At 70.3% G+C, this 24,929-nt stretch carries 27 protein-coding genes; 16 read left to right on the forward strand and 11 right to left on the reverse strand.

The features are described from left to right. Positions 1–63 precede the first annotated feature (63 nt). Positions 64–1,194: a flavodoxin-dependent (E)-4-hydroxy-3-methylbut-2-enyl-diphosphate synthase gene (ispG, locus tag ACSQ18_RS04215; protein WP_436038383.1), complete on the forward strand. Its 1,131-nt coding sequence runs from the start codon at positions 64–66 to the stop codon at positions 1,192–1,194. On the opposite strand, the gene ACSQ18_RS04220 is transcribed toward ispG, so the two are convergent. After that, positions 1,195–2,403: a trans-sulfuration enzyme family protein gene (locus ACSQ18_RS04220; protein ID WP_436035917.1), complete on the reverse strand. Its 1,209-nt coding sequence runs from the start codon at positions 2,401–2,403 to the stop codon at positions 1,195–1,197. It abuts the gene before it with no gap. Positions 2,404–2,517: 114 nt separating this feature from the next. Between ACSQ18_RS04220 and ACSQ18_RS04225 the strand changes: the two genes are divergently transcribed. Then, positions 2,518–3,027, forward strand: coding sequence for an Lrp/AsnC family transcriptional regulator (locus tag ACSQ18_RS04225; protein WP_436035918.1), 510 nt, complete (start codon positions 2,518–2,520; stop codon positions 3,025–3,027). Further along, positions 3,024–4,103 (forward strand): hypothetical protein, encoded by a 1,080-nt coding sequence (locus ACSQ18_RS04230; RefSeq protein ID WP_436035919.1) that lies wholly within the window; start codon positions 3,024–3,026, stop codon positions 4,101–4,103. Before ACSQ18_RS04225 ends, ACSQ18_RS04230 begins: the two co-directional genes overlap by 4 nt. A 55-nt stretch (positions 4,104–4,158) precedes the next feature. Here the strand turns inward: ACSQ18_RS04230 and ACSQ18_RS04235 are convergent, their stop codons facing one another. Genes ACSQ18_RS04235 through ACSQ18_RS04250 form a run of 4 tightly spaced genes read right to left on the reverse strand, consistent with a single transcriptional unit; the run spans position 4,159 to position 8,035 of the window. Further along, positions 4,159–5,178: a 1-aminocyclopropane-1-carboxylate deaminase gene (locus ACSQ18_RS04235; RefSeq protein WP_436035920.1), complete on the reverse strand. Its 1,020-nt coding sequence runs from the start codon at positions 5,176–5,178 to the stop codon at positions 4,159–4,161. Continuing rightward, positions 5,175–5,852 carry a GntR family transcriptional regulator gene (locus ACSQ18_RS04240; protein WP_436035921.1) on the reverse strand — a complete coding sequence of 226 codons (678 nt, stop codon included), beginning with the start codon at positions 5,850–5,852 and terminating at the stop codon, positions 5,175–5,177. The genes ACSQ18_RS04235 and ACSQ18_RS04240 overlap by 4 nt, the downstream gene beginning before the upstream one ends. Before the next feature lie 51 nt (positions 5,853–5,903). Continuing rightward, positions 5,904–6,575, reverse strand: a complete 672-nt coding sequence (pcp, locus tag ACSQ18_RS04245; protein ID WP_436035922.1) for a pyroglutamyl-peptidase I — start codon at positions 6,573–6,575, stop codon at positions 5,904–5,906. Further along, positions 6,572–8,035, reverse strand: coding sequence for an RNB domain-containing ribonuclease (locus ACSQ18_RS04250; RefSeq protein WP_436035923.1), 1,464 nt, complete (start codon positions 8,033–8,035; stop codon positions 6,572–6,574). Before ACSQ18_RS04250 ends, pcp begins: the two co-directional genes overlap by 4 nt. Positions 8,036–8,074: 39 nt before the next feature. Between ACSQ18_RS04250 and ACSQ18_RS04255 the strand changes: the two genes are divergently transcribed. Both ACSQ18_RS04255 and ACSQ18_RS04260 read left to right on the forward strand, forming a co-directional pair. After that, positions 8,075–9,115, forward strand: coding sequence for a hypothetical protein (locus tag ACSQ18_RS04255; protein WP_436035924.1), 1,041 nt, complete (start codon positions 8,075–8,077; stop codon positions 9,113–9,115). 64 nt (positions 9,116–9,179) lie between these two features. Beyond that, on the forward strand, positions 9,180–10,934 hold the full coding sequence (locus tag ACSQ18_RS04260) for a proline--tRNA ligase (RefSeq protein ID WP_436035925.1): 1,755 nt from the start codon (positions 9,180–9,182) through the stop codon (positions 10,932–10,934). A gap of 43 nt (positions 10,935–10,977) precedes the next feature. Here ACSQ18_RS04260 and ACSQ18_RS04265 read toward each other — a convergent pair whose 3' ends face one another. After that, positions 10,978–11,595, reverse strand: coding sequence for an acetate uptake transporter (locus tag ACSQ18_RS04265; RefSeq protein WP_436035926.1), 618 nt, complete (start codon positions 11,593–11,595; stop codon positions 10,978–10,980). An 83-nt stretch (positions 11,596–11,678) separates the two neighbouring features. Then, positions 11,679–12,191 carry a pyridoxamine 5'-phosphate oxidase family protein gene (locus ACSQ18_RS04270; RefSeq protein WP_436035927.1) on the reverse strand — a complete coding sequence of 171 codons (513 nt, stop codon included), beginning with the start codon at positions 12,189–12,191 and terminating at the stop codon, positions 11,679–11,681. 144 nt (positions 12,192–12,335) lie between these two features. Here ACSQ18_RS04270 and ACSQ18_RS04275 point away from each other — a divergent pair, with 144 nt between their 5' ends. Further along, positions 12,336–13,400: a TIGR00730 family Rossman fold protein gene (locus tag ACSQ18_RS04275; RefSeq protein WP_436035929.1), complete on the forward strand. Its 1,065-nt coding sequence runs from the start codon at positions 12,336–12,338 to the stop codon at positions 13,398–13,400. Here ACSQ18_RS04275 and ACSQ18_RS04280 read toward each other — a convergent pair. Next, the gene (locus ACSQ18_RS04280; protein ID WP_436035930.1) at positions 13,385–14,206 is read right to left on the reverse strand and encodes a DUF1206 domain-containing protein; all 822 of its coding nucleotides are present in this window, start codon (positions 14,204–14,206) and stop codon (positions 13,385–13,387) included. The two genes, ACSQ18_RS04275 and ACSQ18_RS04280, sit on opposite strands and share 16 nt — an antisense overlap. Before the next feature lie 101 nt (positions 14,207–14,307). Here ACSQ18_RS04280 and nusA point away from each other — a divergent pair, with 101 nt between their 5' ends. From nusA to rbfA, 4 genes are all read left to right on the forward strand, one after another. Beyond that, on the forward strand, positions 14,308–15,294 hold the full coding sequence (gene nusA / locus ACSQ18_RS04285; protein ID WP_436035931.1) for a transcription termination factor NusA: 987 nt from the start codon (positions 14,308–14,310) through the stop codon (positions 15,292–15,294). 26 nt (positions 15,295–15,320) lie between these two features. Continuing rightward, the gene (locus ACSQ18_RS04290) at positions 15,321–15,572 is read left to right on the forward strand and encodes a YlxR family protein (RefSeq protein WP_144809178.1); all 252 of its coding nucleotides are present in this window, start codon (positions 15,321–15,323) and stop codon (positions 15,570–15,572) included. A gap of 92 nt (positions 15,573–15,664) precedes the next feature. After that, positions 15,665–18,406 carry a translation initiation factor IF-2 gene (gene infB / locus ACSQ18_RS04295; RefSeq protein ID WP_436035932.1) on the forward strand — a complete coding sequence of 914 codons (2,742 nt, stop codon included), beginning with the start codon at positions 15,665–15,667 and terminating at the stop codon, positions 18,404–18,406. Between the two features lie 169 nt (positions 18,407–18,575). Beyond that, positions 18,576–19,025 (forward strand): 30S ribosome-binding factor RbfA, encoded by a 450-nt coding sequence (gene rbfA / locus ACSQ18_RS04300; protein ID WP_436035933.1) that lies wholly within the window; start codon positions 18,576–18,578, stop codon positions 19,023–19,025. Between the two features lie 6 nt (positions 19,026–19,031). On the opposite strand, the gene ACSQ18_RS04305 is transcribed toward rbfA, so the two are convergent. Both ACSQ18_RS04305 and ACSQ18_RS04310 read right to left on the reverse strand, forming a co-directional pair. After that, the gene (locus ACSQ18_RS04305) at positions 19,032–19,517 is read right to left on the reverse strand and encodes a flavodoxin family protein (RefSeq protein ID WP_436035934.1); all 486 of its coding nucleotides are present in this window, start codon (positions 19,515–19,517) and stop codon (positions 19,032–19,034) included. Between the two features lie 63 nt (positions 19,518–19,580). After that, entirely contained in the window at positions 19,581–20,456 is an 876-nt protein-coding gene (locus tag ACSQ18_RS04310) for an A/G-specific adenine glycosylase (protein ID WP_436035935.1), read from the reverse strand. A gap of 53 nt (positions 20,457–20,509) precedes the next feature. Between ACSQ18_RS04310 and ACSQ18_RS04315 the strand changes: the two genes are divergently transcribed. The 5 genes from ACSQ18_RS04315 to ACSQ18_RS04335 are packed head-to-tail and all read left to right on the forward strand — an operon-like array spanning position 20,510 to position 23,909. Then, positions 20,510–21,190 (forward strand): uridine kinase, encoded by a 681-nt coding sequence (locus ACSQ18_RS04315; protein ID WP_436035936.1) that lies wholly within the window; start codon positions 20,510–20,512, stop codon positions 21,188–21,190. A 53-nt stretch (positions 21,191–21,243) separates the two neighbouring features. Beyond that, on the forward strand, positions 21,244–22,095 hold the full coding sequence (truB, locus tag ACSQ18_RS04320; RefSeq protein WP_436035937.1) for a tRNA pseudouridine(55) synthase TruB: 852 nt from the start codon (positions 21,244–21,246) through the stop codon (positions 22,093–22,095). Then, positions 22,092–22,460, forward strand: coding sequence for a hypothetical protein (locus tag ACSQ18_RS04325; protein ID WP_436035938.1), 369 nt, complete (start codon positions 22,092–22,094; stop codon positions 22,458–22,460). Before truB ends, ACSQ18_RS04325 begins: the two co-directional genes overlap by 4 nt. A gap of 43 nt (positions 22,461–22,503) precedes the next feature. Continuing rightward, the gene (locus ACSQ18_RS04330; RefSeq protein ID WP_436035939.1) at positions 22,504–22,953 is read left to right on the forward strand and encodes a hypothetical protein; all 450 of its coding nucleotides are present in this window, start codon (positions 22,504–22,506) and stop codon (positions 22,951–22,953) included. After that, positions 22,950–23,909 (forward strand): bifunctional riboflavin kinase/FAD synthetase, encoded by a 960-nt coding sequence (locus tag ACSQ18_RS04335; RefSeq protein WP_436038384.1) that lies wholly within the window; start codon positions 22,950–22,952, stop codon positions 23,907–23,909. The genes ACSQ18_RS04330 and ACSQ18_RS04335 overlap by 4 nt, the downstream gene beginning before the upstream one ends. Positions 23,910–23,916: 7 nt before the next feature. Here ACSQ18_RS04335 and deoC read toward each other — a convergent pair whose 3' ends face one another. Next, positions 23,917–24,633 carry a deoxyribose-phosphate aldolase gene (deoC, locus tag ACSQ18_RS04340; protein ID WP_436035940.1) on the reverse strand — a complete coding sequence of 239 codons (717 nt, stop codon included), beginning with the start codon at positions 24,631–24,633 and terminating at the stop codon, positions 23,917–23,919. A 72-nt stretch (positions 24,634–24,705) separates the two neighbouring features. Between deoC and ACSQ18_RS04345 the strand changes: the two genes are divergently transcribed. Continuing rightward, the gene (locus tag ACSQ18_RS04345) at positions 24,706–24,918 is read left to right on the forward strand and encodes a heavy-metal-associated domain-containing protein (protein ID WP_436035941.1); all 213 of its coding nucleotides are present in this window, start codon (positions 24,706–24,708) and stop codon (positions 24,916–24,918) included. The last annotated feature ends 11 nt before the right edge of the window (positions 24,919–24,929 follow it).

Genomic DNA, 24,929 nt, shown 5'->3' on the forward strand with positions numbered 1-24,929 from the left:
CGCTCACAGCCTCCTTATCGGTCGGCGGCGTAGGCTGTGGATGTGCCAGCTGTGAACCTCGGGATGCCGCGCGTGCCGGACGTCCTCGCCCCCCGTCGCAAGAGTCGCCAGATCAAGGTCGGCAAGGTTCTCGTCGGCGGTGATGCCCCCGTCAGCGTGCAGTCGATGACGACCACGCCGACGACCGACATCAACGCGACGCTGCAGCAGATCGCGGAGCTCACGGCATCCGGCTGCGAGATCGTGCGGGTCGCCGTGCCGTCGCAGGACGACGCCGACGTGCTCCACATCATCGCGAAGAAGAGTCAGATCCCCGTGATCGCCGACATCCACTTCCAGCCGAAGTACGTCTTCCAGGCGATCGATGCGGGCTGTGCCGCGGTGCGCGTGAACCCGGGCAACATCCGCAAGTTCGACGACCAGGTGGGGGCCATCGCGAAGGCCGCGAAGGCTGCCGGTGTGTCCCTCCGCATCGGCGTGAATGCCGGTTCACTCGACCGGCGGCTGCTCGAGAAGTACGGCAAGGCGACACCGGAGGCGCTCATGGAGAGCGCCGTCTGGGAGGCGTCGCTGTTCGAGGAGCACGACTTCCACGACTTCAAGATCTCGGTCAAGCACAACGATCCCGTCGTCATGGTGAAGGCCTACCGTCTGCTGGCGGAGCGGGGCGACTGGCCCCTGCACCTCGGCGTGACCGAGGCCGGTCCTGCCTTCCAGGGCACCATCAAGTCGGCGACGGCTTTCGGCATCCTGCTGTCCGAGGGCATCGGCGACACGATCCGGGTGTCCCTGTCGGCACCCCCGGCGGAAGAAGTGAAGGTCGGTCACCAGATCCTGCAGTCGCTGAACCTGCGCGAACGCAAGCTCGAGATCGTCTCGTGCCCGTCCTGCGGGCGCGCGCAGGTCGACGTCTACACGCTGGCCAACGATGTCACCGAAGGCCTCAAGGACATGACCGTGCCGCTTCGCGTCGCCGTCATGGGCTGCGTCGTCAACGGTCCGGGGGAGGCGCGCGAGGCCGACCTGGGTGTGGCGAGCGGCAACGGCAAGGGTCAGATCTTCGTCAAGGGCGAAGTCATCAAGACCGTTCCCGAGGCCGACATCGTCGCGACCCTCATCGAGGAGGCCAACCGCATCGCCGACGAGATGGGCCCCGACGCCCCGCTCGGCACGGCGCAGGTCGTCACCACCTGATCAGACGCGCATCGCCCCGACCCGCTCGGGCACAGCGCCGGACAGGATGCCATCGAGCGCCTGGGCGAGATCGTCGATGAGATCGTCGACGTGCTCCAGCCCGATCGAGAACCGCAGGATGCCGGCATCCGGCTTGGCTTCGGATGCGACCGGGCGGTGCGTCAGCGCAGCGGGGTGCTGGACGAGCGAGTCCACGCCGCCCAAGGAGACCGCGTGCGAGAACACGCGCAGCCCCGACGCGACGCGCGTGGCTGCGTCGTACCCGCCGCGCAGCCGCAGGGCGAGCATCGCGCCACCGCCGCGCATCTGCGACCCGATCAGCGGGCTCCCCGACAGCCCCGGATAGAACACGTCGGCGACGGCCGGATGGGTCTGCAGCCACGAGGCGATCGTCGCGGCGGTCGCCTGCTGCGCGCGGACACGCAGCGGCAGGGTCGGCATGCCCCGGTGCAGGAGGTAGGCGGCGAGCGGATGGAGGATCGCCCCCGTGATCGCGCGGACGGGTCGCAGCGACTCCGCCGTCTTCTCGTCGCAGGCGATGACCCCGCCGATGACATCTCCATGCCCACCCAGGTACTTGGTCGCGCTGTGGAGCGACATCGCCGCTCCGTGTGCGAGCGGGTTCTGGAGCACGGGCGTGGCGAACGTGTTGTCGACGAGGACCGGCACGCTGCCTGCTTGCGCGACGACGTCGGCGATGTCGACGAGGTCCAGGGTGGGGTTGGCCGGGGTCTCCACGACGACCAGGCCGGTGTCGGGGCGGAGCGAGGACGAGATCTCGGAGGCTTCGCAGTAGCTCACCTCGGTGCCGAGGAGTCCGCTCGCGAGCAGGTGGTCCGTACCGCCGTAGAGCGGCCGGACGGCCAGCACGTGGGGCCGGGCGCGCGAGGTCGTGTGCGCCAGCAGTGCGGCGGTCATCGCGGCCATCCCCGAGGAGAACGCCACGGCCGCTTCCGCTCCCTCGAGGCGCGCGAGCGCCTCTTCGAACCGCGCGACGGTCGGGTTCCACAGACGTGCGTAGACGTTGCTGCCGCCGGGGAGCGGCGTGCCGCCCGTGGCCAGCGCCTCGTACGAGTCGCCGCCGAGTTCGACGTCGGGCAGCGGGTACGTCGTGGACAGATCGATCGGGGGAGCGTGGACCCCGATCTCGGTGAGGTCGTCTCGACCGGCGTGGACGGCGACGGTGTCGGTGTGGGGAGCGCGGGCCATGCGACGAAGTGTTGCTGATATCACCGAGGATCGCGAGAGAGCCTGTTGAGAAGCGGCATCCTGGCTCGTCAGATTACGATGTCGACAAGAGTCCGTGATCAGGAGGGTCCTCCCTTGGCCGAATCGCAACAGCGCGCATCCGCCCTCGACGCCCTCGATCTGCGTCTGCTTGCGGCTGTCGTCGCCCATCCGGCGCGGTCCAATCGCGCGCTGGCCGACGACCTCGGCATCCCGGAATCCACCGCGGCGTACCGTCTGCGCATGCTGCGCTCGCGCGGCGTGCTGGGCGGTCTGCGCGTCGAGGTCGACGCTCCGAGCGTCGGACTGCCGCTGCAGGCTGTCATCCGGGTGCGACTCGGACGTCACACGCGGGAAGGTGTGGAGAGCCTCTTCGATGCGCTCGTGGGCACGCCCGGAGCGATCGAGGTGTTCCATGTCGCCGGCGAGGACGACTTCCTCGTACATGTCGCAGTGGAGGATGCCGCGGCCCTCCGCGACGTCGTACTCCAGCACATCACCGTGCATCCGATCGTCCGGACGACGGAGACCAACCTCGTCTTCGAACGCCGGGACGGCGTCGGTCCGCTCGCCCGCGTCTCGCCGAATGACACAATCTCTCCATGAGACCCCCCGCCCTTTCTATGAGACGCCCCGCCGGTCTGGTGATCGCCGCCGTCCTCCTGCTCAGCGGTTGCACGTCGGCTCCCGCGGCCGATCCCGTCGCCACACCTACGGCCACCCCGTCTGCGACGACGACGCCGACACCCACGCCGCCCGCTCCCGCGGCGGGTGTCGTCGCGTTCGGAGGCGACTGTGCGAATGTCCTCACGGAGGAGCAGGTGGAGGAGATCCTCGGGGCCGGCGCCTTGCCCTTCTCGGAATGGATGGCGAACTACGATCCCGACTACCGCGCACCGGCGAGCAGCCCGCTCGAGCGAGCCGGCGGCATCGACTGCCGGTGGATGGCGGCCGACGACGCCGAAGGGCTGCCGGAGGGAGTGACGCAGATCGGCATCCTCGCGATGCCGACCGACGCAGCGGGGGGAGAGGAGGTCGCACTCCTGGCAGACGCACGATGCGACCCGCAGTACGACGCCACCAACTGTCGTCTGGGCCGGACCAGCGGCGCCACATGGGTCATGGCCAGGGTCGGAGCCTACATCGAGACACCGCCGGACGAACTGCTCGTCGCCGCGCTGGACGCGGCCGAGGCGAACCTCGCGGAGTACCCCGCTCCTGTCGCCGCGACGCGCGAGGCATCGTGGTGGGCTATCCGGGATTGCGACGAACTCGGCGAAGCCATCGATCTCGCCGACTTCCTCGGTCCGGATTATCGCAGCGGCTATTGGGAGGGATCGCCGCAGCACGAGAACTTCCTCCTCGAGGCCGCCGGCGTCGGCCAGTTCTGTCAGTGGTCGAGCGATTCCTCCGCGATCCCGGAAGGTGAAGAGCACTACATCGTGTCGCTCACCCTCGAGCCGGGCGGCCACTGGCGGTGGACGGACCTCGCAGCCGACAATCGTCTTCCCGCCGACGTGCGCGGCGCGAAGGACGCGATCCGATTCAGCACGGCAGAGACGGATCGCATCGCGAGCGGCACAACGTGGGCCACCGACGGCATCAACGTCCTGCAGGTCGGTGTCGAGGGAGGGCACGTCGACGTCCGCATCGCGGAGCGCGTGCTTGCCGAGATGGGGTGAGCCCGGGAGCACGAGCGCGCACACGCCGCTGCCGGCGCGTGCGCGGTGCAGAAGGTCAGCTCCAGAGCGAGTGATACGCGTTGATCGCCGGCTGTCCGCCGAGATGCGCGTAGAGCACGGTCGAGTCCTTCGGGATGTCGCCTGAGCCCACGAGATCGATGAGACCCGCGAGCGACTTCCCCTCGTAGACGGGGTCGGTGATCATCGCCTCCAGCTGGGCTCCGAGGGCCATGGCATCCATCGTCGATTCGACGGGGAGACCGTAGAGCTCGCCCGCCCAGCCCTCGAGCACCTGGATCTCGTCGTCGCGCAGGTCGCGGCCGAGCTCGATCAGCTCCGCCGTGTTCCGCGCGATGCGGGCGACCTGGGCGCGGGTCTTCTCCAGGGTCGCCGACGCGTCGATGCCGATGACGCGACGCTTCACGCCGGTGAGGTCCTCGAGAGCCGCGAACCCCGCAATCATGCCGGCGTGGGTGGAGCCGGTCACCGTGCACACGACGATCGTGTCGAAGAAAACGCCGAGCGCCTTCTCCTGCTCCGCCACTTCGAACGCCCAGTTCGCGAATCCGAGCCCGCCCAGTCGGTGCTCCGAGGCGCCCGCGGGGATCGGGTAGGGGGTGCCACCGGCGGCTTCCACCTCTGCCAGAGCGTCCTTCCACGAGTCGCGGATGCCGATGTCGAACCCCGCGTCGTCGAGCCGCGAGTCGGCACCCATCATGCGCGACAGCAGGATGTTGCCGACCTTGTCGTTGGTGGGGTCATCCCACGGCACCCACTTTTCCTGGACGAGGCGTGCCTTCAAGCCCAGGTGGGCCGCGACGGCGGCGACTTGGCGGGTGTGGTTGGACTGATAGCCGCCGATGGAGACGAGCGTGTCGGCGCCGGAGGCGAGGACGTCCGGCACGATGTACTCCAGCTTCCGCACCTTGTTCCCGCCGTAGGCCAGTCCGCTGGAGACGTCCTCGCGCTTGGCCCACACCTGCGCCCCGCCCAGGTGCTGCGTCAGTCGCTTCAGATGCTGCAGCGGGCTCGGGCCGAAGGTGAGCGGGTAGCGGGGGAACTCGGCGAGCTTCATGGGGTGATCCCTTCGTCGGTGGGGCGTGGGGTGGTCTCGAGGGTGAGGGTCTGCCAGGTCTGTTCGGCGAGGCGCGCTGCGCCGTCGGCGTCGCCCGCTTCGCACAGTTCGATCAGTCGGTCGTGGCGTGCGATCGACTCGGCGCCCTCGACCGAGGCGAAACGGAGCCGTTCCGCGCGCCGCAGCACCGGCTCGTACTGCGCGAGCACCGCGCGGGCGGCGGCGTTGCCCCCGGCGTCGACGGCGATCGCGTGGAAGCGCTCATCGGCCTCCAGCGCCGCGTCGACATCGCCGCGGCGTTGCGCGTCGGCGAACGCGGCGTTGGCGGAGCGCATCGCCGCGAGGTCTTCCGCGGTGAGCCGCGCGACGGCATCCCGGACGACGAGCGCGTGCATCGCCGCGACGACCGCCTGTGCGTCGCGGACGCTCGACGAATCGAGCGGAGCGACCACCGTCGACCGCCCCGGAGTCGCGCGCACGAGCCCGGCGCGGGCCAGTTCGAGGAGCGCCTCCCGGACCGGCGTGCGGCTCACGCCCAGCCACGCGGCGATCTCGGAGTCGCGCAGCTGTTCGTCGGGCGCGAGCGTGCCGTCGACGATCGCCTCGCGCAGGCGGCTCAGCACATCGTCGCGCAACAGCGGACGTGGCGGTAGCTGCTGTGAGGGGATCGGCACGATATGCAATATATCGCACGGAGCGAGCGCTGCGGAGGCCGTCAGCAGCGTTCAGTGGAGGGTGCCGCCCGGGAGATCGCCCGTCACCGTCTCGCTCGCGGGGTTCGCGGCGCCGTCGAGCGTCGTGCGGACGGCGATGCGCAACGCCTCGACGATGTCGGCGAGCGGCAGTTCGGGGGAGCCGGGACGATCAGGCTCGGCAGCAGGCGCCTGCCCCGTCGCCCACGGCACGTGGACGAATCCTGCGACGGCGCCCTCGGGAACGGCATCCAACGCGGTGAAGAAGACGTGGTTGCACACGAAGGTGCCCGCCGTGTGCGAGACCTCCGCCGGAATGCCGGCGTCGCGGATGCGCGCCGCGATCGCCTTGACCGGGACGGTCGCGAACGCGGCTGGCGGCGCCCCCACGATGCTCGGCTCGTCGATCGGCTGGTCGCCCTCGTTGTCGGGGATGCGGGCGTCGACGAGGTTGACCGCGATCCGTTCCACGCCGACGGCCGCGCGGCCCCCGGCGAGCCCGGTCGCGAGGACGACGTCCGGACGATGGATGCCGATGAGCTCGCGGAGCCGGCCGGCGGCGCCGGCGAAAGTCACCGGCAGCACCTCGACGACAAGCTCCTCCGGTCCGCTCCACGTCGCCGCCACCTCTCGGATGGCATCGCCGCTGGGATTGGCGCGGTCACCGCCGAAGGGCTCGAAGCCGGTGAGCAGCACGGTCGTCATCTCGCCCCCCTGCCTACAGTGCGGTCGACCGGCTCGAAGACCACCGTCCCCGCGGAGACGTCGGCCTGAACGAGGCGGAGCCGGACGGTGCTGCCGGGCGTGGCATCCAGCCCGTGCACCTTCGCGTCGACGGGTGGACTCTGCAGCTGCACGCGCGCCACGTCGGCGCGCACGCTCAGCACGACCGCCTCGAACTCCGTGCCCTCGTGCCCGTGGAGCACCGCGGCTTCGACGCGATCGAGTGCTCCCGCCGTCAGCTGCGATACGCGCTGCCCGCTCGCGTTCATGAGCGACGGCAGGTCGGGGAGGCTCTCCCGGGCCCAGTCCGGTACCTCGCGCCCCTGTACGAGCGCTTCGCACACCACGAGCACCCAGCGGTCGACGAGCCGGCGGAGCGGCGCTGTCGCGTGCGCGTAGGGCGCCCCGATCGCCGCCTGCGTGGTCTCTTCGGGGAGTTCGCCATCGAACGCCGCGTAGCCCGCTCCTCGGAAGAGTCCCGCGGCGTACTCCTTCACCGCTCGCGCGGCGGGGGAGCGGTCCAGCCCACGCAGATAGTCGCCGTAGGGCGTATCGGTTCGCCAGGGGATGCCGAGCGCCACCGTCTGTCGGCGGAAGTCGGCGATGTCGTCGGCGTCGGCGGGTGGCATGGTGCGAAGGATGCCGATCCGTCCGCGCACCATGATGTCGGCGGCCGCCATGCCCGTCAGCAGCGAGACGTGCGCGTTGTGGTCCTCCAGCGGGACGCCCTCGCTCCGCTCGAGGCGATAGCCGTCGCCCTCGGCGACGATGCGCGTCTCGGGGAGGTTCAGGCTCGCGCCGCCGCGCTCGCGCTCGCGCTCGGCGCGCTGCTGGCCGAACCACGGCATCAGCGCGAGCGACTCGGGAGCAGACCCGTCGTCGATGGCGCGCTGACCCTCCTCGTAGCTCCACTGCCGGCGCGAACGCACCACGGCGCGCGTGAGGCTGGTCTCGACCGGCCGGGCCTCGCTGTCGAGCACGAACCGCCACACGAAGGCCCGTCGATCACGGTCGGGGAGGAGCGAGGCGGCATCCTCGCTCAGGATCTCCGGATGCAGCGGCACGCGTCCGTCGGGTGCGTACATCGTCTGTCCGCGGCGGCGGGCCTCGGCGTCGACCTCGCCCCCCGGAGCGACGAACGCCGGCACATCGGCGATCGCATAGTGGAGGATCGCGCCGCCGTCATCCGTGCGCACGAGATGCAGCGCCTGGTCGAGATCGGTGGAGCCGGCGGGGTCGATCGTCAGGAACGGGATCTCGCGAAGGTCGGCGAGGTCGCCGCTCGGCGTCGTCGGCACCCGTCGGGCGGCCTCTTCCGCCTCGGCGGCGACGGCGGCAGGAAAGGACTCCGGCACGTCGAGACTCCGACGCAGCTCGGCGAGCGAGGCGGCGAGCTCGGCGCGCACCTCGGTGGGGACGAGGCGGGAACGACGGGCGGGCACGGCCCCAGTGTAGGCGGGGCCACGCCCTAGGCTCGGGTCATGGACAGAGCTGCTGCTTACCGTCATCGCCTTGCCGCCGCGTGCGTCGCGCTGCTGCTGGGCCTCAGCGTCAGCGGCTGCGCGCCTGCGGCATCGCCGGAGGCGGAATCGACGGTGCCGCCCGTCACGCCCACGACTTCCGCGTCGCCGACCGCCGATCCCGCCGTGACGATCCCGGTGGCCCCGTTCGGTGGCGATTGTGACGTTCTCTTCCAGGAAGACGGCGTACTCGCCGCGATCGGCCCCGCCGAGCAGCGCACCCCCACGGAGCGCTGGTGGGTGGGTCTGCAGACGGCCGGCGGCCTTTCCTGCGGCTTCTCCGCGGATGCCGTCGGCGGGTCGGTCGTCGTCCTCCCCTCTGCCTTGACGGGCTCGCTGTCGATCGACGAATCGGAGCCGGGCTGCCGTCGTGCGTACGACGAGGTCTGGTGTTCGGACACGCGCACCGGCGGCGACTTCTGGGTGCTCGCCCTCGGGGTGTACGGGGACAATCCGTCCGCCCCGTCGATGGAGGGCGCACCGGTTCCGGAGGTGCTCACCGAGCTCGCGGATGCCGTCGCCGTCGCCGTCAGCGATGAAACAGCCACACCGGTGACGCCGTCCGCGACCACAGTCGCCTTGCCGCTGGACTGCGCCGACCTCGCCGACGAGATCGATGTCCCGTCGCTTCTCGGCGACGGCAAGATCTTCCCCACTCGCATCGAGGAGGGCGGCGGTCCGCTCGATCGCATCCTGGCCGAAGCGGTTGCCGTGTCGGGTCGCTGTGACTGGGCAGAACTCGAGGACTTCCGCGAAGTGGGCCTGGTCGTCTACCCGGATGCGGCGTGGGCGTGGTCGGAGCCGGAGCTCTCCGAGAGTCTCGAGGCGCCGGAGGCGCTCGCTGTCTCCGGATTCGACGCGCAGGTCTCGGGCAATGAGTACCGGACCGTGGTGCTCGTCTCGGACGGGACCAACCTCGTCGAGGTGATCGGTCACGGGATCGAGACCGACGACCTCATCGCGGCGACGGAGCGTGTACTCGCTGCCGTCTCGACGCCGTAGACGCTCCCGCGCGCAGATCGCGCCGATCAGCGGGCGCGGGTGCGCCCCCGTAAGCTTGACCCTCGTGGTCACACGTCTGTCGAACTTCTTCCTCCGCACGCTCCGTGAAGATCCCGCGGATGCCGAGGTCACGAGCCATCGGCTGCTCGTGCGCGCCGGCTACATCCGTCGCGCCGCGCCCGGCGTCTTCACGTGGCTGCCGCTCGGACTTCGGGTGAAGGCCAAGATCGAGGCCGTCATCCGGGAGGAGATGGCCAACGCCGGTGCCTTCGAAGTCCACTTCCCGGCGCTGCTGCCGCGCGACCCGTACGAGGCGTCGGGTCGCTGGACGTCGTACGGCGACGGCATCTTCCGACTGCAGGACCGTCGCGGTGCCGACTATCTGCTCGCGCCCACGCACGAGGAGATGTTCACGCTGCTCGTGAAGGACCTGTACTCCTCGTACAAGGACCTGCCGCTGACGATCTACCAGATCCAGGACAAGTACCGCGACGAGGCGCGTCCCCGTGCCGGACTCCTGCGCGGCCGCGAGTTCACCATGAAGGACGCGTATTCTTTCGACTACACCGACGAAGGGCAGGACGTCTCGTACCAGTCGCAGCGCGACGCGTACGAGCGCATCTTCCAGAAGCTCGGACTCGAGTACGTCATCGTGGCCGCCGACAACGGGCTCATGGGCGGTGCGCGTTCGGAGGAGTTCCTGCACCCGACGCCCGTCGGGGAGGACACGTTCGTGCGGTCGGCGGGCGGCTATGCCGCCAACGTCGAGGCGTTCACCACGGTCGTTCCCGACCCGATCCCGTTCGACGGGCTCGCCGAGCCGGTGATCTTCGATTCGCCCGACACTCCGACGATCGACACGCTCGTCGCGCACGCGAACGCGACGCTGGCCGGCGAGTACTCGGCCGCCGACACGCTCAAGAACGTCGTCCTCGCTCTCACGCATCTCGACGGCACGCGCGAGCTGGTCGTCGTAGGGCTCCCCGGCGACCGTGACATCGACGACAAGCGCGCCGAGGTCGCCTTCGCCCCGGCGGCGGTCGAGCCGGCCACCCCCGACGACTTCGAACGCCACCCGCTCCTGGTCAAGGGCTACATCGGACCGTGGTCGCCGCAGGGCTCGATCCTCGGCGAGGAGTCGGCCACCGGCATCCGCTACCTGCTCGACCCGCGCGTGGTCGACGGGACGTCGTGGATCACCGGCGCGAACATCGACCAGAAGCACGTGCACTCGCTCGTCGCGGGGCGCGACTTCGCCGCCGACGGCACCGTGGAGGTCGCGACCGTCCGGGCGGGCGACCCCGCTCCCGACGGTTCGGGTCCCGTCGAGCTCGCACGCGGCATGGAGATCGGCCATGTGTTCCAGCTCGGCCGCTTCTTCGCCGAGACGCTCGGGCTTCAGGTGCTCGACGAGAACGGCAAGCGGGTCACCGTGACGATGGGCTCGTACGGCATCGGCGTAACGCGCATCCTCGCGATCATCGCCGAGCTCAACAACGACGAGAAGGGCCTTGTGTGGCCCGAATCGGTGGCTCCTTTCGACGTCCAGGTGGTGGCGACGGGGAAGGATGCCGTCGCGTTCGACCTCGCCGAGAAGCTCGCCGCCGAGGTCGAAAGCGCCGGCAAGTCCGTGCTCTACGACGATCGGCCGAAGGTGTCGCCGGGGGTGAAGTTCGCCGACGCCGAGCTCGTGGGCGTGCCGCGCATCGTGATCGTCGGGCGGGGCGCCGCCGACGGTCAGGTCGAACTCTGGAACCGGCGCACCGGTGACCGCGAGGTCGTGCCGTTCGCCGACGCGGTCCGCCGGCTGAGCGCCTGACGCACATCCGCCCTGCGGTGGCGGGGCGGCGCCGCGGTCCGGATCAGGACTCGCGGTCGGTCGACCCGGCGAGCCACGGCGGGCCGAGCGGCACGACGCGGCGGCCCATGGTGCGCCAATAGAACTTCTCGATCAGCAGGTATGTCGCCAGCGCAGACGCGAGGAGAAGGACGATCGCGCCCGCTGTGCCCAGCGCGTCGATCCCGGCGAACGCGCCGACGGACTCCAGTGCCAGTCCGACCGCGACGCACAGGAGGGTGACCGGGAGGACGGTGTTGTGGGTCGCTGCCGCCACGGCGAAGCCCACGGCGAGGATCGCGAACATGAGCGAGAAGACGCCGCGCGGGGTGCCCGTCACTTCGAAGAAGCCGAGTTCGCCGCCGAGGAGGAACCCCGGCATGCAGATCCAGTACCAGCCGAACGCGTTGTATACGATGAAGTGGAAGTCGTCGCCGACGAAGTACGACAGCATCCCCGCGATGACCTGGACGACGCCGCCGAAGACCGCACCCACCCAGAAGACCGAGCTCTCGGTCTGCACGCCCAGGTGCTCGAGCTGCGCCGTGAGCGTCGCGATGACGAAGCCGAGGAGTCCGATGAGTCCGGGGTCGGCGCGGCGCATCGCCGACGTCGCGATGCTCGGCGGGGGAGTGTCGGTCACGTCTTCACGCTAGCGGCACGGGGCTCGGCGCCGGAAGTCGCCGCCGAGGCGGTCGCGTCACCGGAACCGGCGACAGTCCGTGTTCAGCAGGAGATGCGGCCGTGACGCATCGTCCCGTCCGGCGTCTCCCGGGTGACGAGGGCCTTCAGCATCCCGGCGGCCATGACCACCTTGCCGTGGGCCGGCTCCCAGAACTCGGTCTCCCGCGGTGTCACGCGCAGAAGCGCGATGCCGGGAGTGTCGAGCCCGTCTTCGAACCACACGTCGAGCGACGGCGTGTAGAGCTCCTCCATGCGCGCGCGGTCGTGGACGATGCGGGCGGTGCCGGCGACCGAGACGAAGCGCATGCCCTTGGCGTCGAGGTAGGAGAGCCCCACGTCGTGGTCGGCCTCGACCTCGTCGACCTTCCTCGTGTCGTCTGAGGTGAAGAACCAGATGTCGCCCGCGGCATCCATCTCGCGCGTGCTCATGGGACGGCTCACGAGGTGCCCATGATCGTCCCGTGTGGTCAGCATCGTGAAGTCGATGTCCTCCACGAGCTCCTTCGCGCGCGCCATTGCATCGGGGCCGGTCAGCTCGTTGTCGGTGTCACTCATGGGGGGAGAGTCGCACGATCCCCGTGGGCGGCCGAGGGGGTTGACAGCGCGGATGCGCCCGTCCCGGCACCGGAACCACGCCACCTCGGGACCCTGTTCACCGGATGTTGGTCGTCGCGTAGCCGGGCGTGACAGGCTGGGCCCATGACGGACAGCACCATTCCGCCCGAGGTCACCGATGACATCCGCTCGCTGCTGGCCGACGCGGGCATCACCGAGGACGTCGAGCTCATCTCCCGCATACTGGCGACGGGCGTCGGCCTCGGGCTCGACACCACCAGCCGACTCGACCTCAAGATCACCTCTGCGGCGCTCTCGGAGATGCGTCTCGCCTTCCGCCTCTTCGCTCCCTACCGCGACGTCCCCAAGGTGACCGTCTTCGGCTCCGCGCGCACGCGCCCGGACGATCCGCTCTACGTGCGGACGGTGGAGCTGGCGCGGGAACTCGCCAGCCGCGGCTGGATGGTGGTGACCGGCGCCGGACCGGGGATCATGCAGGCCGCCGCCGAGGGTGCGGGCCCCGACAACTCCCTGGGGGTGTCGATCCGGCTTCCTTTCGAAGAGAAGCCCAACGCGATCGTCGCCGCGAGCGCGCGCAACGTCGCGATGAAGTACTTCTTCACCCGCAAGCTCATGCTCGTCAAGGAATCGAGCGGGTTCGTCTGCATGCCCGGAGGGTTCGGCACGCTCGACGAGATGTTCGAACTGCTGACCTTGCAGCAGACGGGCAAGGCCGAGCCGACGCCGATCGTGCTGCTCGACGCGACGGGAGGAGACTTCTGGCAGGGCCTGCAGCGGTTCGCCGACGACCACCTCATTCCGTCGGGGGTCATCTCGCCCGACGACCTCGACCGCGTGCTCATCACCGACTCCGCCGAGGCCGCCGCCGAGGAGATCACCGGCTTCTGGCGCAACTACGACTCGCTGCGGTGGATGGGGGATCGCCTCGTGCTGCGGCTGCGGGCGCGCCCGAGCGACGCCGAGATCGACGATCTGAACGAGAGGTTCTCGCATCTGCTCACGCACGGTCGCATCGAGCGCACGGGGCCGCGGCGCCGCGAGGTGGCGGAGGACGATCGGGTCGACCTCCCGCGGCTCATCATGCACTTCGACCAGTTCCGCGTCGGCGAGCTCTTCCACCTCATCCGGGCCGTCAACGCATTCGACAGCGCGCCGCCGGCGTCGCCTCCCGTTCAGAGGCGGGCGTAGCGGGCCCGGAGGAAGCAGAAGAGGCCGTAGGCGATGAGCCCGCCGCCGATCGACGCAACGAGGAACGGGCCGCCCGTCATCTCCCGGAGTGCACGCACCGCCCCGTCGAGGCCTCCCGCCGCCTCCGGCTCGACGCGGATGGCCGCGACGATGAGCAGGATGCCGATCGCCACCAGGGCCGCGCCCTTCGCGAGGAACCCGACGACGCCGAGGATCGTGACCGCCTTCCCCGCCGCACCGGGCGGGATCTCGACTTTCGTGCGGAACGAGCGTCGCACCCCCATCACGACGAAGGCGACCCCGCCGATGCCGAGCCCCAGTCCGACGAGGCCGAGCAGGAACGGTCCACCCGCGATCGCCAGCACTCCACGGCTCGCGTCCTGCGCGGTCTCGTCCGCGTCGGGGCGGGCGCCCAGGGCGACGCTGACGGCGATGACGCCGAGGGCGATGAAGACGAGGGCCTGTCCGCCCTCCCCGATCCGCACCCCCCACTTCTTGATGTCGGAACCCCGCGTGATGACGACGGCGTTGGCGAGGTGCCAGACGCCGAGCGCCGCGAGCAGGAGCGCGAGAGCCCACAGAGCGAGGAACCCCGCCGGCGCCGCACCCACCGCCTTGAACGCCCCCGCCTGATCGCCGTCGGCCCCGGCGCCGGCGGCCACGGCGATCACGATGCCCCCGACGAGGAGGTGCACGACGCCGTTGGCGGCGTAACCGCCGCGGGCGAGCAGGCGCAGTGCGGGGGAGGAGCGGGCTTCACGGGCCGCCTGTTTGGCAGCGCCTTCGGCGCCGGATGGCGAAGTCATGCGTTCACGGTAGCCCGCGCGGCTCCCCGGGGCATCGGGTAACGTTGTGTGGATGCCGCGGCGGCGACGCCGGGGCTGGACAGCTGAAAAGGGAGGCACCTGTGGACATCGATCTGGGACTGCTGCGCACGGTCGAACGCGAGAAGGAGATCCCCTTCGAGGAACTCGTGCGGATCATCGAGCAGGCCATCCTCACGGCCTACGCCAAGCACACCTCCCCGACCGGTGAGCTGCCTGAGGGCGCTCGCGCGGTGCTCGACCGCAAGTCCGGCCACGTGGCCGTGTTCGTCCCGCTGGTCGACGACGAGGGAGTCGTCATCGGCGAGGAGGAGTCGACTCCGGAGGACTTCGGCCGCATCGCCGCGTTCGCCGCCAAGCAGGTCATCAGCCAGCGGCTGCGCGACATCGCCGACGACGCGATCCTCGGGGAGTTCCGCGGCAAGGAGGGCGACATCGTCGCCGGTGTGATCCAGCAGGGACCCAATCCCCGCATGGTGCACGTCGACCTCGGCACGATCGAGGCGATCCTTCCGCCCGAGGAGCAGGTTCCCGGCGAGGACTACTCCCACGGTTCGCGCGTGCGCGTCTATGTGACCTCGGTCGCCAAGGGCATGAAGGGGCCGGCCATCACGGTCTCCCGCACCCACCCGGGCCTGGTGCGCAAGCTGTTCGCCCTCGAGGTGCCCGAGATCGCGTCGGGACTCGTCGAGATCGTGTCGCTCGCTCGCGAAGCCGGTCACCGCACCAAGATCGCGGTCAAGGCCAACGACCCTGCCATCAACGCCAAGGGCGCGTGCATCGGTGAACTCGGGCGCCGCGTCCGGGCCGTCACCGAGGAGCTCGGCGGGGAAAAGATCGACATCGTCGACTACGACGCGGAGCTGGCGAAGTTCGTCGCCAACGCGCTCTCGCCCGCGAAGGTCACGTCGAGCTTCATCCTCGACGCGAACACCAAGGCCGTACGCGCTCTCGTTCCCGACTACCAGCTGTCGCTGGCCATCGGCAAGGAGGGGCAGAACGCCCGCCTGGCGGCCAAGCTCACCGGCGCGAAGATCGACATCCAGCCTGACAGCATCCTGGAGTCGTGACGGCGACGACCGGCAACGGGGGTAGGATGGAACCTGTTCGAACGTGCGTGGGATGCCGCGCGCGTGCCCCCCGATCCTCGCTCCTGAGGGTCGTCGCCCGGAACGGCGAGCTCGTCGCAGACGAGAAGGCCGTTCAACCGGGTCGGGGCGCGTGGGTGCATGACACGGATGCGTGCGTGGACACCGCCATCCGGCGCCGCGCCTTCGGACGAGCATTGCGTGTGTCAGGCCCGCTTGACACGCAGACCTTTCAAACCACCCACCAGCGAAACGGCTGAACGGCTATGGACTCAAAGTGAACGGCTCGAAATGAGACCCGTCCGCACGTAACGGTCTGCCCTGTCCGGGGTAGGCCCCAGACAGGAGAATTGTGGCAAAACCACGCGTACACGAGATCGCTTCCGAACTCGGCGTCGACAGTAAAGTCGCCCTCGCGAAGCTGAAGGAGCTCGGCGAGTTCGTCAAGAGCCCCTCGTCCACCATCGAGCCCCCCGTGGCTCGCAAGCTCCGCGCGGCGCTCGAAGCAGAGGGCGCGGCCAAGCCCGCCGCTGCGCCCGCGCGTCCGTCGGCGAGCCCGGCATCCACCGGCGCCAAGCCCGGTCCCGCGCGTCCCGCGGCACCGTCGGCGAAGCCCGCCCCGTCCGCTCCGGCTCCCGCCGCGCCCGCTGCTCCGGCTGCGGAGACGCCCGCCGCCTCCGCTCCGACGCCTGCTCCGGCGGCTCCGTCCGCTCCGGCGGAGGCGACGCCCGGCCCGGCCACGCCCGGCCCGGCGGCACCGCGTCCCGGCGGCGCACGCCCCGGCAACAACCCGTTCGCGTCGTCGCAGGGCATGGGACAGCGTCCCGCCGGCCCGCGTCCCGGTAACAACCCGTTCGCCTCGGCGCAGGGTATGGGGCAGCGCCCGACGCCCGGCAACATCCCGCGTCCGCAGGCTCCGCGTCCCGGAGCCCCGCGTCCCGGTGCCCCGCGTCCCGGCGGTGCCGGTCGCCCCGGCGGCGGCGGTCGTCCGGGTGCTCCCTTCCAGCAGCGTCCCGGTGGTCCCGGTCGCCCCGGTGGTGGCGGCGGCTTCCAGCGTCCGGGTGCTCCCGGTGCCGGCGCGCCCGGCGGCGGTTTCGCCGGTCGTCCCGGTGGCGGCGGTGGTCGCGGCCGTGGACCCGGCGGCGGCACGGCTGGTGCCTTCGGCAAGGGTGGCGGCAAGTCCAAGCAGCGTAAGTCGCGTCGGGCGAAGCGGCAGGAGTTCGAGATGCGGTCGGCGCCTGTCGTCGGCGGCGTCAACGTCTCCCGCGGCAACGGCGAGATCATCCGGCTGCGCCGCGGCGCGTCGATCGCCGACTTCGCCGACAAGCTCGAGGCCCTGAACGGCTACACCGTTCAGCCCGGCACGCTCGTCACGATCCTCTTCAACCTGGGTGAGATGGCGACGGCGACCGAGTCGCTCGACGAGGCGACCTTCGAGGTCCTCGGTGCCGAGCTCGGCTACAAGATCCAGATGGTCTCGCCCGAGGACGAGGACAAGGAGCTCCTCGAGGGCTTCGGTCTCGACCTCGAGGCCGAGCTGGAGGCGGAGAGCGAGGACGACCTCGAGATCCGGCCTCCCGTCGTGACCGTGATGGGTCACGTCGATCACGGTAAGACGCGCCTTCTCGATGCGATCCGTCAGACCAACGTCGTGGCGGGCGAAGCGGGCGGCATCACGCAGCACATCGGTGCGTACCAGGTATGGACCGAGCACGAGGGCATCGAGCGCGCCATCACCTTCATCGACACCCCGGGCCACGAGGCGTTCACCGCCATGCGTGCCCGCGGTGCGCAGGTGACCGACCTCGCCATCCTCGTCGTGGCCGCCGACGACGGCATCATGCCGCAGACGGTCGAGGCGCTCAACCACGCGCAGGCCGCAGGTGTGCCGATCGTCGTCGCGGTCAACAAGATCGACAAGCCCGAAGCGAACCCCGCCAAGGTGCGTCAGCAGCTGACCGAGTACGGCCTGGTGGCCGAGGAGTACGGCGGCGACGTCATGTTCGTCGACGTCTCGGCCCGTCAGGGCATCGGCATCCAGGACCTTCTGGACGCCGTGCTGCTCACCGCCGACGCCGGTCTCGACCTCACGGCCAACCCGAACAAGGCGGCACGAGGCGTCGCGATCGAAGCGAAGCTCGACAAGGGCCGCGGTTCGGTGGCGACCGTCCTCATCCAGTCCGGAACCCTCCGGGTCGGCGATGCGATCGTCGCGGGCACCGCCTACGGCCGCGTGCGCGCCATGATCGACGAGAACGGCGACCCGGTCGAGGAGGCCTACCCGTCGCGTCCCGTGCAGGTGCAGGGTCTGAACTCCGTGCCGCGAGCCGGCGACACCTTCATCGTCACCGAGGAAGACCGCACGGCGCGACAGATCGCCGAGAAGCGCGAAGCTGCCGAGCGCAACGCTCAGCTGGCGAAGGCCCGCAAGCGCATCTCGCTCGAGGACTTCACGCGTGCTCTCGAAGAGGGCAAGGTCGAGTCGCTCAACCTCATCATCAAGGGTGACGTCTCCGGTGCCGTCGAGGCGCTGGAGGAGTCGCTCCTCAAGATCGAGGTCGACGACTCGGTGCAGCTGCGCATCATCCACCGCGGCGTCGGTGCGATCACCGAGTCCGATGTGAACCTGGCGACGATCGACAACGCGATCGTCATCGGCTTCAACGTGCGTCCCGACGCGAAGGCGCGTGAGCGCGCTGCTCGCGAGGGTGTCGACATCCGCTTCTACTCCGTCATCTACAACGCGATCGACGACGTGGAGCAGTCGCTCACCGGCATGCTCAAGCCGGAGTACGAAGAGGTCCAGTCGGGTGTGGCCGAGATCCGCGAGGTGTTCCGCTCCTCGAAGTTCGGCAACATCGCCGGTGTCATCGTCCGCTCGGGCACGATCACGCGTAACGCCAAGGCGCGCGTCATCCGTGACGGCGTCGTGCTCGCCGATGGCCTCGCCATCGAGTCGCTGCGACGCTTCAAGGACGACGTCACCGAGGTGCGTACGGACTTCGAGGCCGGTATCGGGCTCGGCAAGTACAACGACATCCAGATCGGCGACGAGATCGAGACCACCGAAATGGTCGAGAAGCCGCGCGGCTGATCGTCTCGGTCGTAGCTCTCGCTACGGCCTCCGGATTCGGATGCCCGCCTTCGGCAAGAGTGGGGCCCCTTCCCCAATTGCCTCAGTCGGGCATCCGAATCCTCCAGCCTCCGCCGCCTGCGCGGCGGCCCAGCTCGCGGGCTGGGGTGGGGAAGCAGAGGAGAAGGACATGAGTTCGGAACGACAGGCGCGACTGGCCGACCGCATCCGGGTGCTCATCGCGGAACGTCTCGATAAGGGGCTGCGCGACCCGCGGCTCGGGTTCGTGACGATCACCGACGTGCGCGTCACGGGTGACCTGCAGCACGCGTCCGTGTTCTACACGGTTTACGGGAGCGACCAGGAGCGCGCCGACTCTGCGGCAGCCCTCACTTCGGCGACGGGCATGCTCCGCAGCGAGGTCGGGCGCCGCCTCGGCATCCGGCTCACCCCGACGCTGGAGTTCATCCACGACGCCCTGCCGGAGAACGCTGGTCACATCGAGGACCTGCTCCGTGAGGCGCGCGAGCGCGACGCCGCCGTTGCGGGTCTCGCGAGCGACGCGCACTACGCCGGTGACGCCGACCCGTACGTCAAGCCCCGCGAGGAAGACGACGAGGACGACGACGACGAAGACTGAGGAGAGTCATCGGCCCAGCCGACGACCCCACTCCTGAGCGCGTTCCAGCTCGCCGTCCTCCAGAGGGCCGGCCTTCGTTATCACGAAGAAGTCTTCGACGTCACGCGCCACGGTGTCGTGAGCTCGGAGCGCTTTCGCGGCTGACTTCGCCGCCGACCCCGACACGAACGAGTGTCCCTGCCGCGTGGAGAAGGTCACCACGCGCGGCACGGGCAGAGGTGTTGGCAGCCCATGAAGCCATTCGCGCACACCGCGACCCGTTCCGGGAGCGCCGTCGTTCGCAGCCGACGCCCTCGTCTCGGGGCGCGACAGCGAGAACGCATGCGTCGGCCCGCCGATGACCAGGAGATCCACGTCGTCGGGCAGGGTGTCGGGCGCGTCGTCCACGGCCACCAGTCCGACCGGTCCGCTCTCGCCCAGACCGCTCGCGATGGCGCGCGCCACTCGCTCGGTGTTGCCATACTGCGACTCGAACACGATGAGGCTGTTCATGGTGCGCACTCTAGGCGCGGGCGTGGTGCGCTCGCCGGCCGCCGGCCCGTGAAAAGCCCGGGCTCAGCGGGCGCCGAGGGGGAGGCGGAGGCGGCCGTGAACCGCCTCGGCCAGGCCGTCCGCCACGAGTGAGTCGATCGCGCGGTCGCGCTGTGCGGCATCGGGCCAGTCGGCGAGCACACTCTGGAGATCCACCGACTCCGGCGCGGCCTCGCGGAGCACGCGCAGCAGCGCCCCGCGCGCCTGCCGATCGCTGCCTTCGTAACGCGCCTGGCGACGCCGGGTATCACCCGTGTCCGGGTAGCCGGCGGCCCGCCATGCGCACCGGTCGGCGAGCGGACAGCGCTCGCACCGCGGCGACCGCGCGGTACACACGGTCGCGCCGAGCTCCATCGCGGCCGCATTCACCCCGGCGGCGGCGACATCGTCGTCGGGGAGGATGGCATCCATGGCGAAGAGATCGCTCTTCGCGGGCGGTCCAGGCTGGGAGCGGCCGTCGACGGCGCGCGCGAGCACGCGTCTCGTGTTCGTGTCGACGACAGGATGCCGGTCGCCGAAGGCGAACACCGCCACCGCCCGTGCCGTGTAGTCGCCGATCCCCGTGAGCGCCAGAAGCGCGTCGACGTCGCGCGGGACCTCGCCGTCGTGACGATCGCGGATCTCCACGGCGGCGCGGTGAAGCCACAACGCCCGTCGGGGGTAACCGAGGTTCGCCCATTGCTGCACCGCGTCGGCCGGTGCGGCGGCGGCGAGATGCGCGGCCGTGGGCCAGCGCGCGAGCCAGGCCTCCAGGTGCGGGATCACCCGGGCGACGGGCGTCTGCTGAAGCATGAACTCGCTGACCAGAATGCCCCACGCTCCGAAGTCGGGCTGGCGCCACGGCAGCTCCCTCGCGTGGGCGCGATACCACGCCAGCAGCGGGGTCGCGAGGTCGGGCACCCGCTCAGCCTACGTCGCTCAGGGCGTCCGGCTCCGCGCCGTAGGCTGGATGCATGCGTCTGCCGGTCAGCCCCGCCTCCACGCTCTGGCGTTCGTTGCGTGACGAGGTGCGTCGCGACTACCCGCGAGGGCGGGTGATGGTCGCCGTCGACGGGGAAGACGGCGCGGGCAAGACCCGTTTCGCCGACAACCTCGCCACCGTGTTCGCCGAAGACGGCGGTGCGGTCTTCCGCGCGTCGATCGACGGCTTCCACCGTCCGCGGCAGGAGCGCTACGCACGCGGGCGCACCTCGCCCGAGGGGTTTTACGCCGACTCCTACGACTACGCCACCTTCCGCCGCGTGCTCATCGACCCGTTCCGATCGGGAGCCGTGGCCGACACGGGCTTCCAGCTCGCCGCCTTCGACGTGACGCGCGACGAAGCGGTCGCCTCCGAGTGGGTCACCGCCCCGCGCGATGCCGTCCTCATCGTGGACGGCATCTTCCTCCACCGGCCGGAACTGCGGGGAATCTGGCACTGGTCCGTGTGGCTCGATGCGCCGCTCGACGTGCGATACGAACGCATGGCGGCCCGCGACGGTTGCGATCCCGACCCGGCATCCGAGCGCAACCGGCGCTACCGCGTCGGGCAGGAGCTGTACCTGCGGGAGGCGAATCCGCGCGCCGCTGCCTCGGCGATCGTCGACAACACCGACCCGGCCGCACCCCGGCGCACCTTCCAGGACTTCTGCTGATGGCGGCTGTACCCGCCCCGCAGGGCATTCTCCTCGTCGACAAGCCCGGGGGCATGACCAGTCACGACGTCGTCGCTCGCGCCCGTCGTGCTCTCGCGACACGCAAGATCGGCCATGCGGGCACGCTGGACCCGATGGCCACGGGTCTCCTCGTGCTCGGAGTGGGCGGCGCGACCCGCCTCCTCACCTACCTGGTCGGGCTCGACAAGACCTACGTCGCGACGATCCGCCTGGGCGTGACCACCGACTCCGACGACGCCGACGGTGTGGAGACGGCACGCGCCGACCCCGCACGGGTGGATGCCGTGACCGACGCGCAGGTGGCCGACGGCATCCGTGCGCTCACCGGACGCATCTCGCAGGTGCCGAGCACCGTGTCGGCCATCAAGGTCGGCGGACGCCGGGCCTACGACCTGGCACGCGCGGGGGAGCAGGTCGAGCTGCGGGCCCGCGAGGTCACCGTTTCGCGCTTCGAGGTGCTCGCCGTGCGCCGGAGCACCGGCATCCTCGACCTGGACGTCGTCGTCGACTGCTCCAGCGGCACCTACATTCGCGCGCTCGCCCGCGACCTCGGCGCCGGTCTCGGTGTCGGCGGACACCTCACAGCCCTGCGGCGCACGCGCATCGGTCCGTTCGAGGTCTCCGATGCCGCGGCCGAGATCGTGCCGGAGATGCCGCTCCGGGCAGGGGCGGAGGTCGCCGGTTCTGTGCTCGGCATCCTGGCGGTCTCGGCGGACGAGGCGCGCGACCTCCGTCACGGCAAGCGTCTCGTCGGCGCGGCGGCACGCATCGCCGCCGGAACGCCCGCCGCGCTCGATCCTGACGGCCGCCTCGTGGGGATCGTCGGCGTTCGCGGTGACGACGTCAAGAGCATCATGAACATGCCCGAGGAGGCCGGCGAATGATCCTGTGGTTCACGATCGCGCAGATTGCGGTGGCCGTGGGCGCCGGCGTGCTGTGCATCGTCGCCGGACTTGCGGGACGGCGACCGGGGGATGTGACCGTCGGGAGTCTCGCGCTGCTGCTGCTCGCGCTCATCGCACAGGTCGTCGTGGCCGTCGCGGCGCCGTTCGCCGGGAACTCCCCGAGCGGAAGCCCCCTGGAGTTCTGGGTCTACCTGGTCTCCGCCGTGCTGCTCCCGCCGCTCGCGGTGGGCTGGGCGCTCGTGGAACGCAGCCGGTGGAGCACGGTCATCATGGGGATCGCGGCGCTGTCCGTCGCCGTCATGGTGTGGCGCATGTACGTGATCTGGACGGTCCAGGTCGGTTGATCCGAATCGACCTCCCTCCGGCCCCGCCTATCATTGACGAGTCATGTCTTCGCCTCGTCCCCGGATGACCGGAATCGGTCGTGTGCTCGTCATCGTCTACGCGATCATGGCGCTCGCCGCCACCGGCCGCTCGTTCGTGCAGATCGTCGAGGACTTCGAGGCGGCGCCCGTCGCCTATAGCCTCTCGGCGGCTGCCGCCGTCGTCTACATCGTCGCCACCGTCGCGCTCGTGAAGGCAGGCTCGCCCGGCTGGTACCTCGTCGCGTGGATCGCGATCTGCTTCGAGCTCGCGGGCGTGCTGATCGTGGGCACGCTCAGCTTCGCGGCGCCGGAGCTCTTCGCGCACGACGCGACCGTGTGGTCGGGATACGGCTACGGGTACTTCTGGGTGCCCCTGGTGCTCCCGATGCTCGGTCTGTGGTGGCTGGTCAAGGGAGGTCGGGAGAGCGCCGAAGCGCCGCCCGCGCTGGTCGAGGAGGGATCGTCGTGGTGATCGTGTTTCACGACCCGTCCGAGGTGCCGACCGGCTTCGGGCCGAGCGTCGTCGCCATCGGCAAGTTCGACGGGGTCCACTCCGGGCACCGAGCCGTCGTGGCGCGCGCCCGGATCGAGGCCGAGGGCACGGGGGCGCGTGTCGTGGCGGTGACCTTCGATCGCAATCCGTTGAGCTTCCTCCGGCCCGAGCTGTGCCCGCAGCCGCTGTCGAGCCTGGACCAGAAGATCGATCTGCTGGCGGGGGAAGGCGTGGATGCCGTCCTCGTCCTCGCTTTCGACGCCGACCTGGCGGCGGTACCGGCTCGTGCCTTCGTGGAGCGCTTCCTCGTCGAGGCGCTCGGAGCGACCACGGTCATGGTCGGCGATGATTTCCGCTTCGGACGCGGCGGCGAGGGCGATCCCGACCTGCTGCGCGAACTGGGGCGCGAGCGGGGATTCTCGGTCGACGTCGTGGGCGACGTGCAGGGTGCCGGGCGTCGCGTGTCCTCCACCTGGGTGCGGTCGCTTCTGGAGGCCGGCGACGTCGAGGGTGCGGGCCGACTGCTCGGTCGACCCCACACGATGCGCGGCGAGGTCGTCCACGGGCTCAAGCGCGGCAGGGAACTCGGGTTCCCGACGGCGAATCTCTCCACGGATGCCGAGGGGTTCATACCCGCCGACGGCGTCTACGCGGGCTGGCTGGTCGACCAGGGCCCCGTCGATGCGCCGTCGCGCGCCGTGACGAAGTACCCCGCAGCGATCTCGGTGGGGACCAACCCGACCTTCGACGACGTGCCCGTCCGTCAGGTCGAGGCGTACGTGCTCGACGAGACGAGCCTCGATCTCTACGGCCACCGCGTCGAGGTGCAGTTCACGCACCGCGTCCGCGGCATGGTCGCCTTCGAGGGGATCGAGCCCCTCCGCGTGCAGATGGCCGACGATGTCGACCGCGTGCGGAAGGCCCTCGCGGGCTGACGGAAGGTCAGTACGACGACGCGTCGACGGCGCCCGTGGCTTCGCCGCCCTCGTCGATGCGACGTGCCTCACCGAGGATCACGGCGCTCCCGCTGGTACCCAGCCGCGTCGCGCCCGCTTCGAGCATCGCCAGCGCGTCGGCGTAGCTGCGGACACCGCCGGATGCCTTGACCTGCACGTCGGGGCCGACGTTCTCTCGCATGAGGGCGACGTGGGCGACGGTGGCGCCGCCGCCGGCGAAGCCGGTCGACGTCTTCACGAAGTGGGCGCCTCCGGCCTCCGTGAGGCGGCTGCCGCGGGCGATCTGCTCGTCGTCGAGCAGCGCGGTCTCGAGGATCACCTTCGTCACGTGGCCCTCGGCCGCGGCCACGACGGCGCGGATGTCGGCGATCACGGCGTGGTCGAACCCGGATCGGAGCGCCCCGATGTTGATCACCATGTCGAACTCGACAGCGCCATCGGCGAGAGCCTGCTGCACTTCGGCGACCTTCGCGGCGGTGGAGGTGGTGCCGTGCGGGAAGCCGATGACGGTGCCGACCGCGACGTCCGTCTCGGCGAGCCGGGAGACCGCGTGCGGGATATCGCTCGGACGCACGCAGACGCTGAAGACGCCCCACTCGGCGGCGATGTCGAGTTCGGCGTCGACGTCGGCGCGCGTGAGTTCGGGCTTGAGGATCGCGTGGTCGAGGGTGGCTGCCAGCGCGCGCTCAGAGATGTGGGGCATACCGCCAGCGTACGCCTGGGAATACCCCAGGGGGGTATTATGGTTGTCGTTCGAGAAACGTGAGGAGCACGCATGAACGTTCAGACCTACAGCGTCGAAGGCATGACCTGCGGACACTGCGCCGCCGCCGTGAGCCGTGAGGTGTCGGCCCTCGAGGGCGTCACCGACACCGCCGTCGACGTCGCCGCCGGCACCCTCACCGTGACCGCTGCGTCGGTGCCCAGCGACGAGGCCGTCTCGGCGGCCGTGACCGAAGCGGGCTACACGCTCGTCGGTCGCGCCTGACCGTCACCCCA

It is taken from the genome of Microbacterium sp. LjRoot45, assembly GCF_964253325.1.
Classification (GTDB): Bacteria; Actinomycetota; Actinomycetes; order Actinomycetales; family Microbacteriaceae; genus Microbacterium.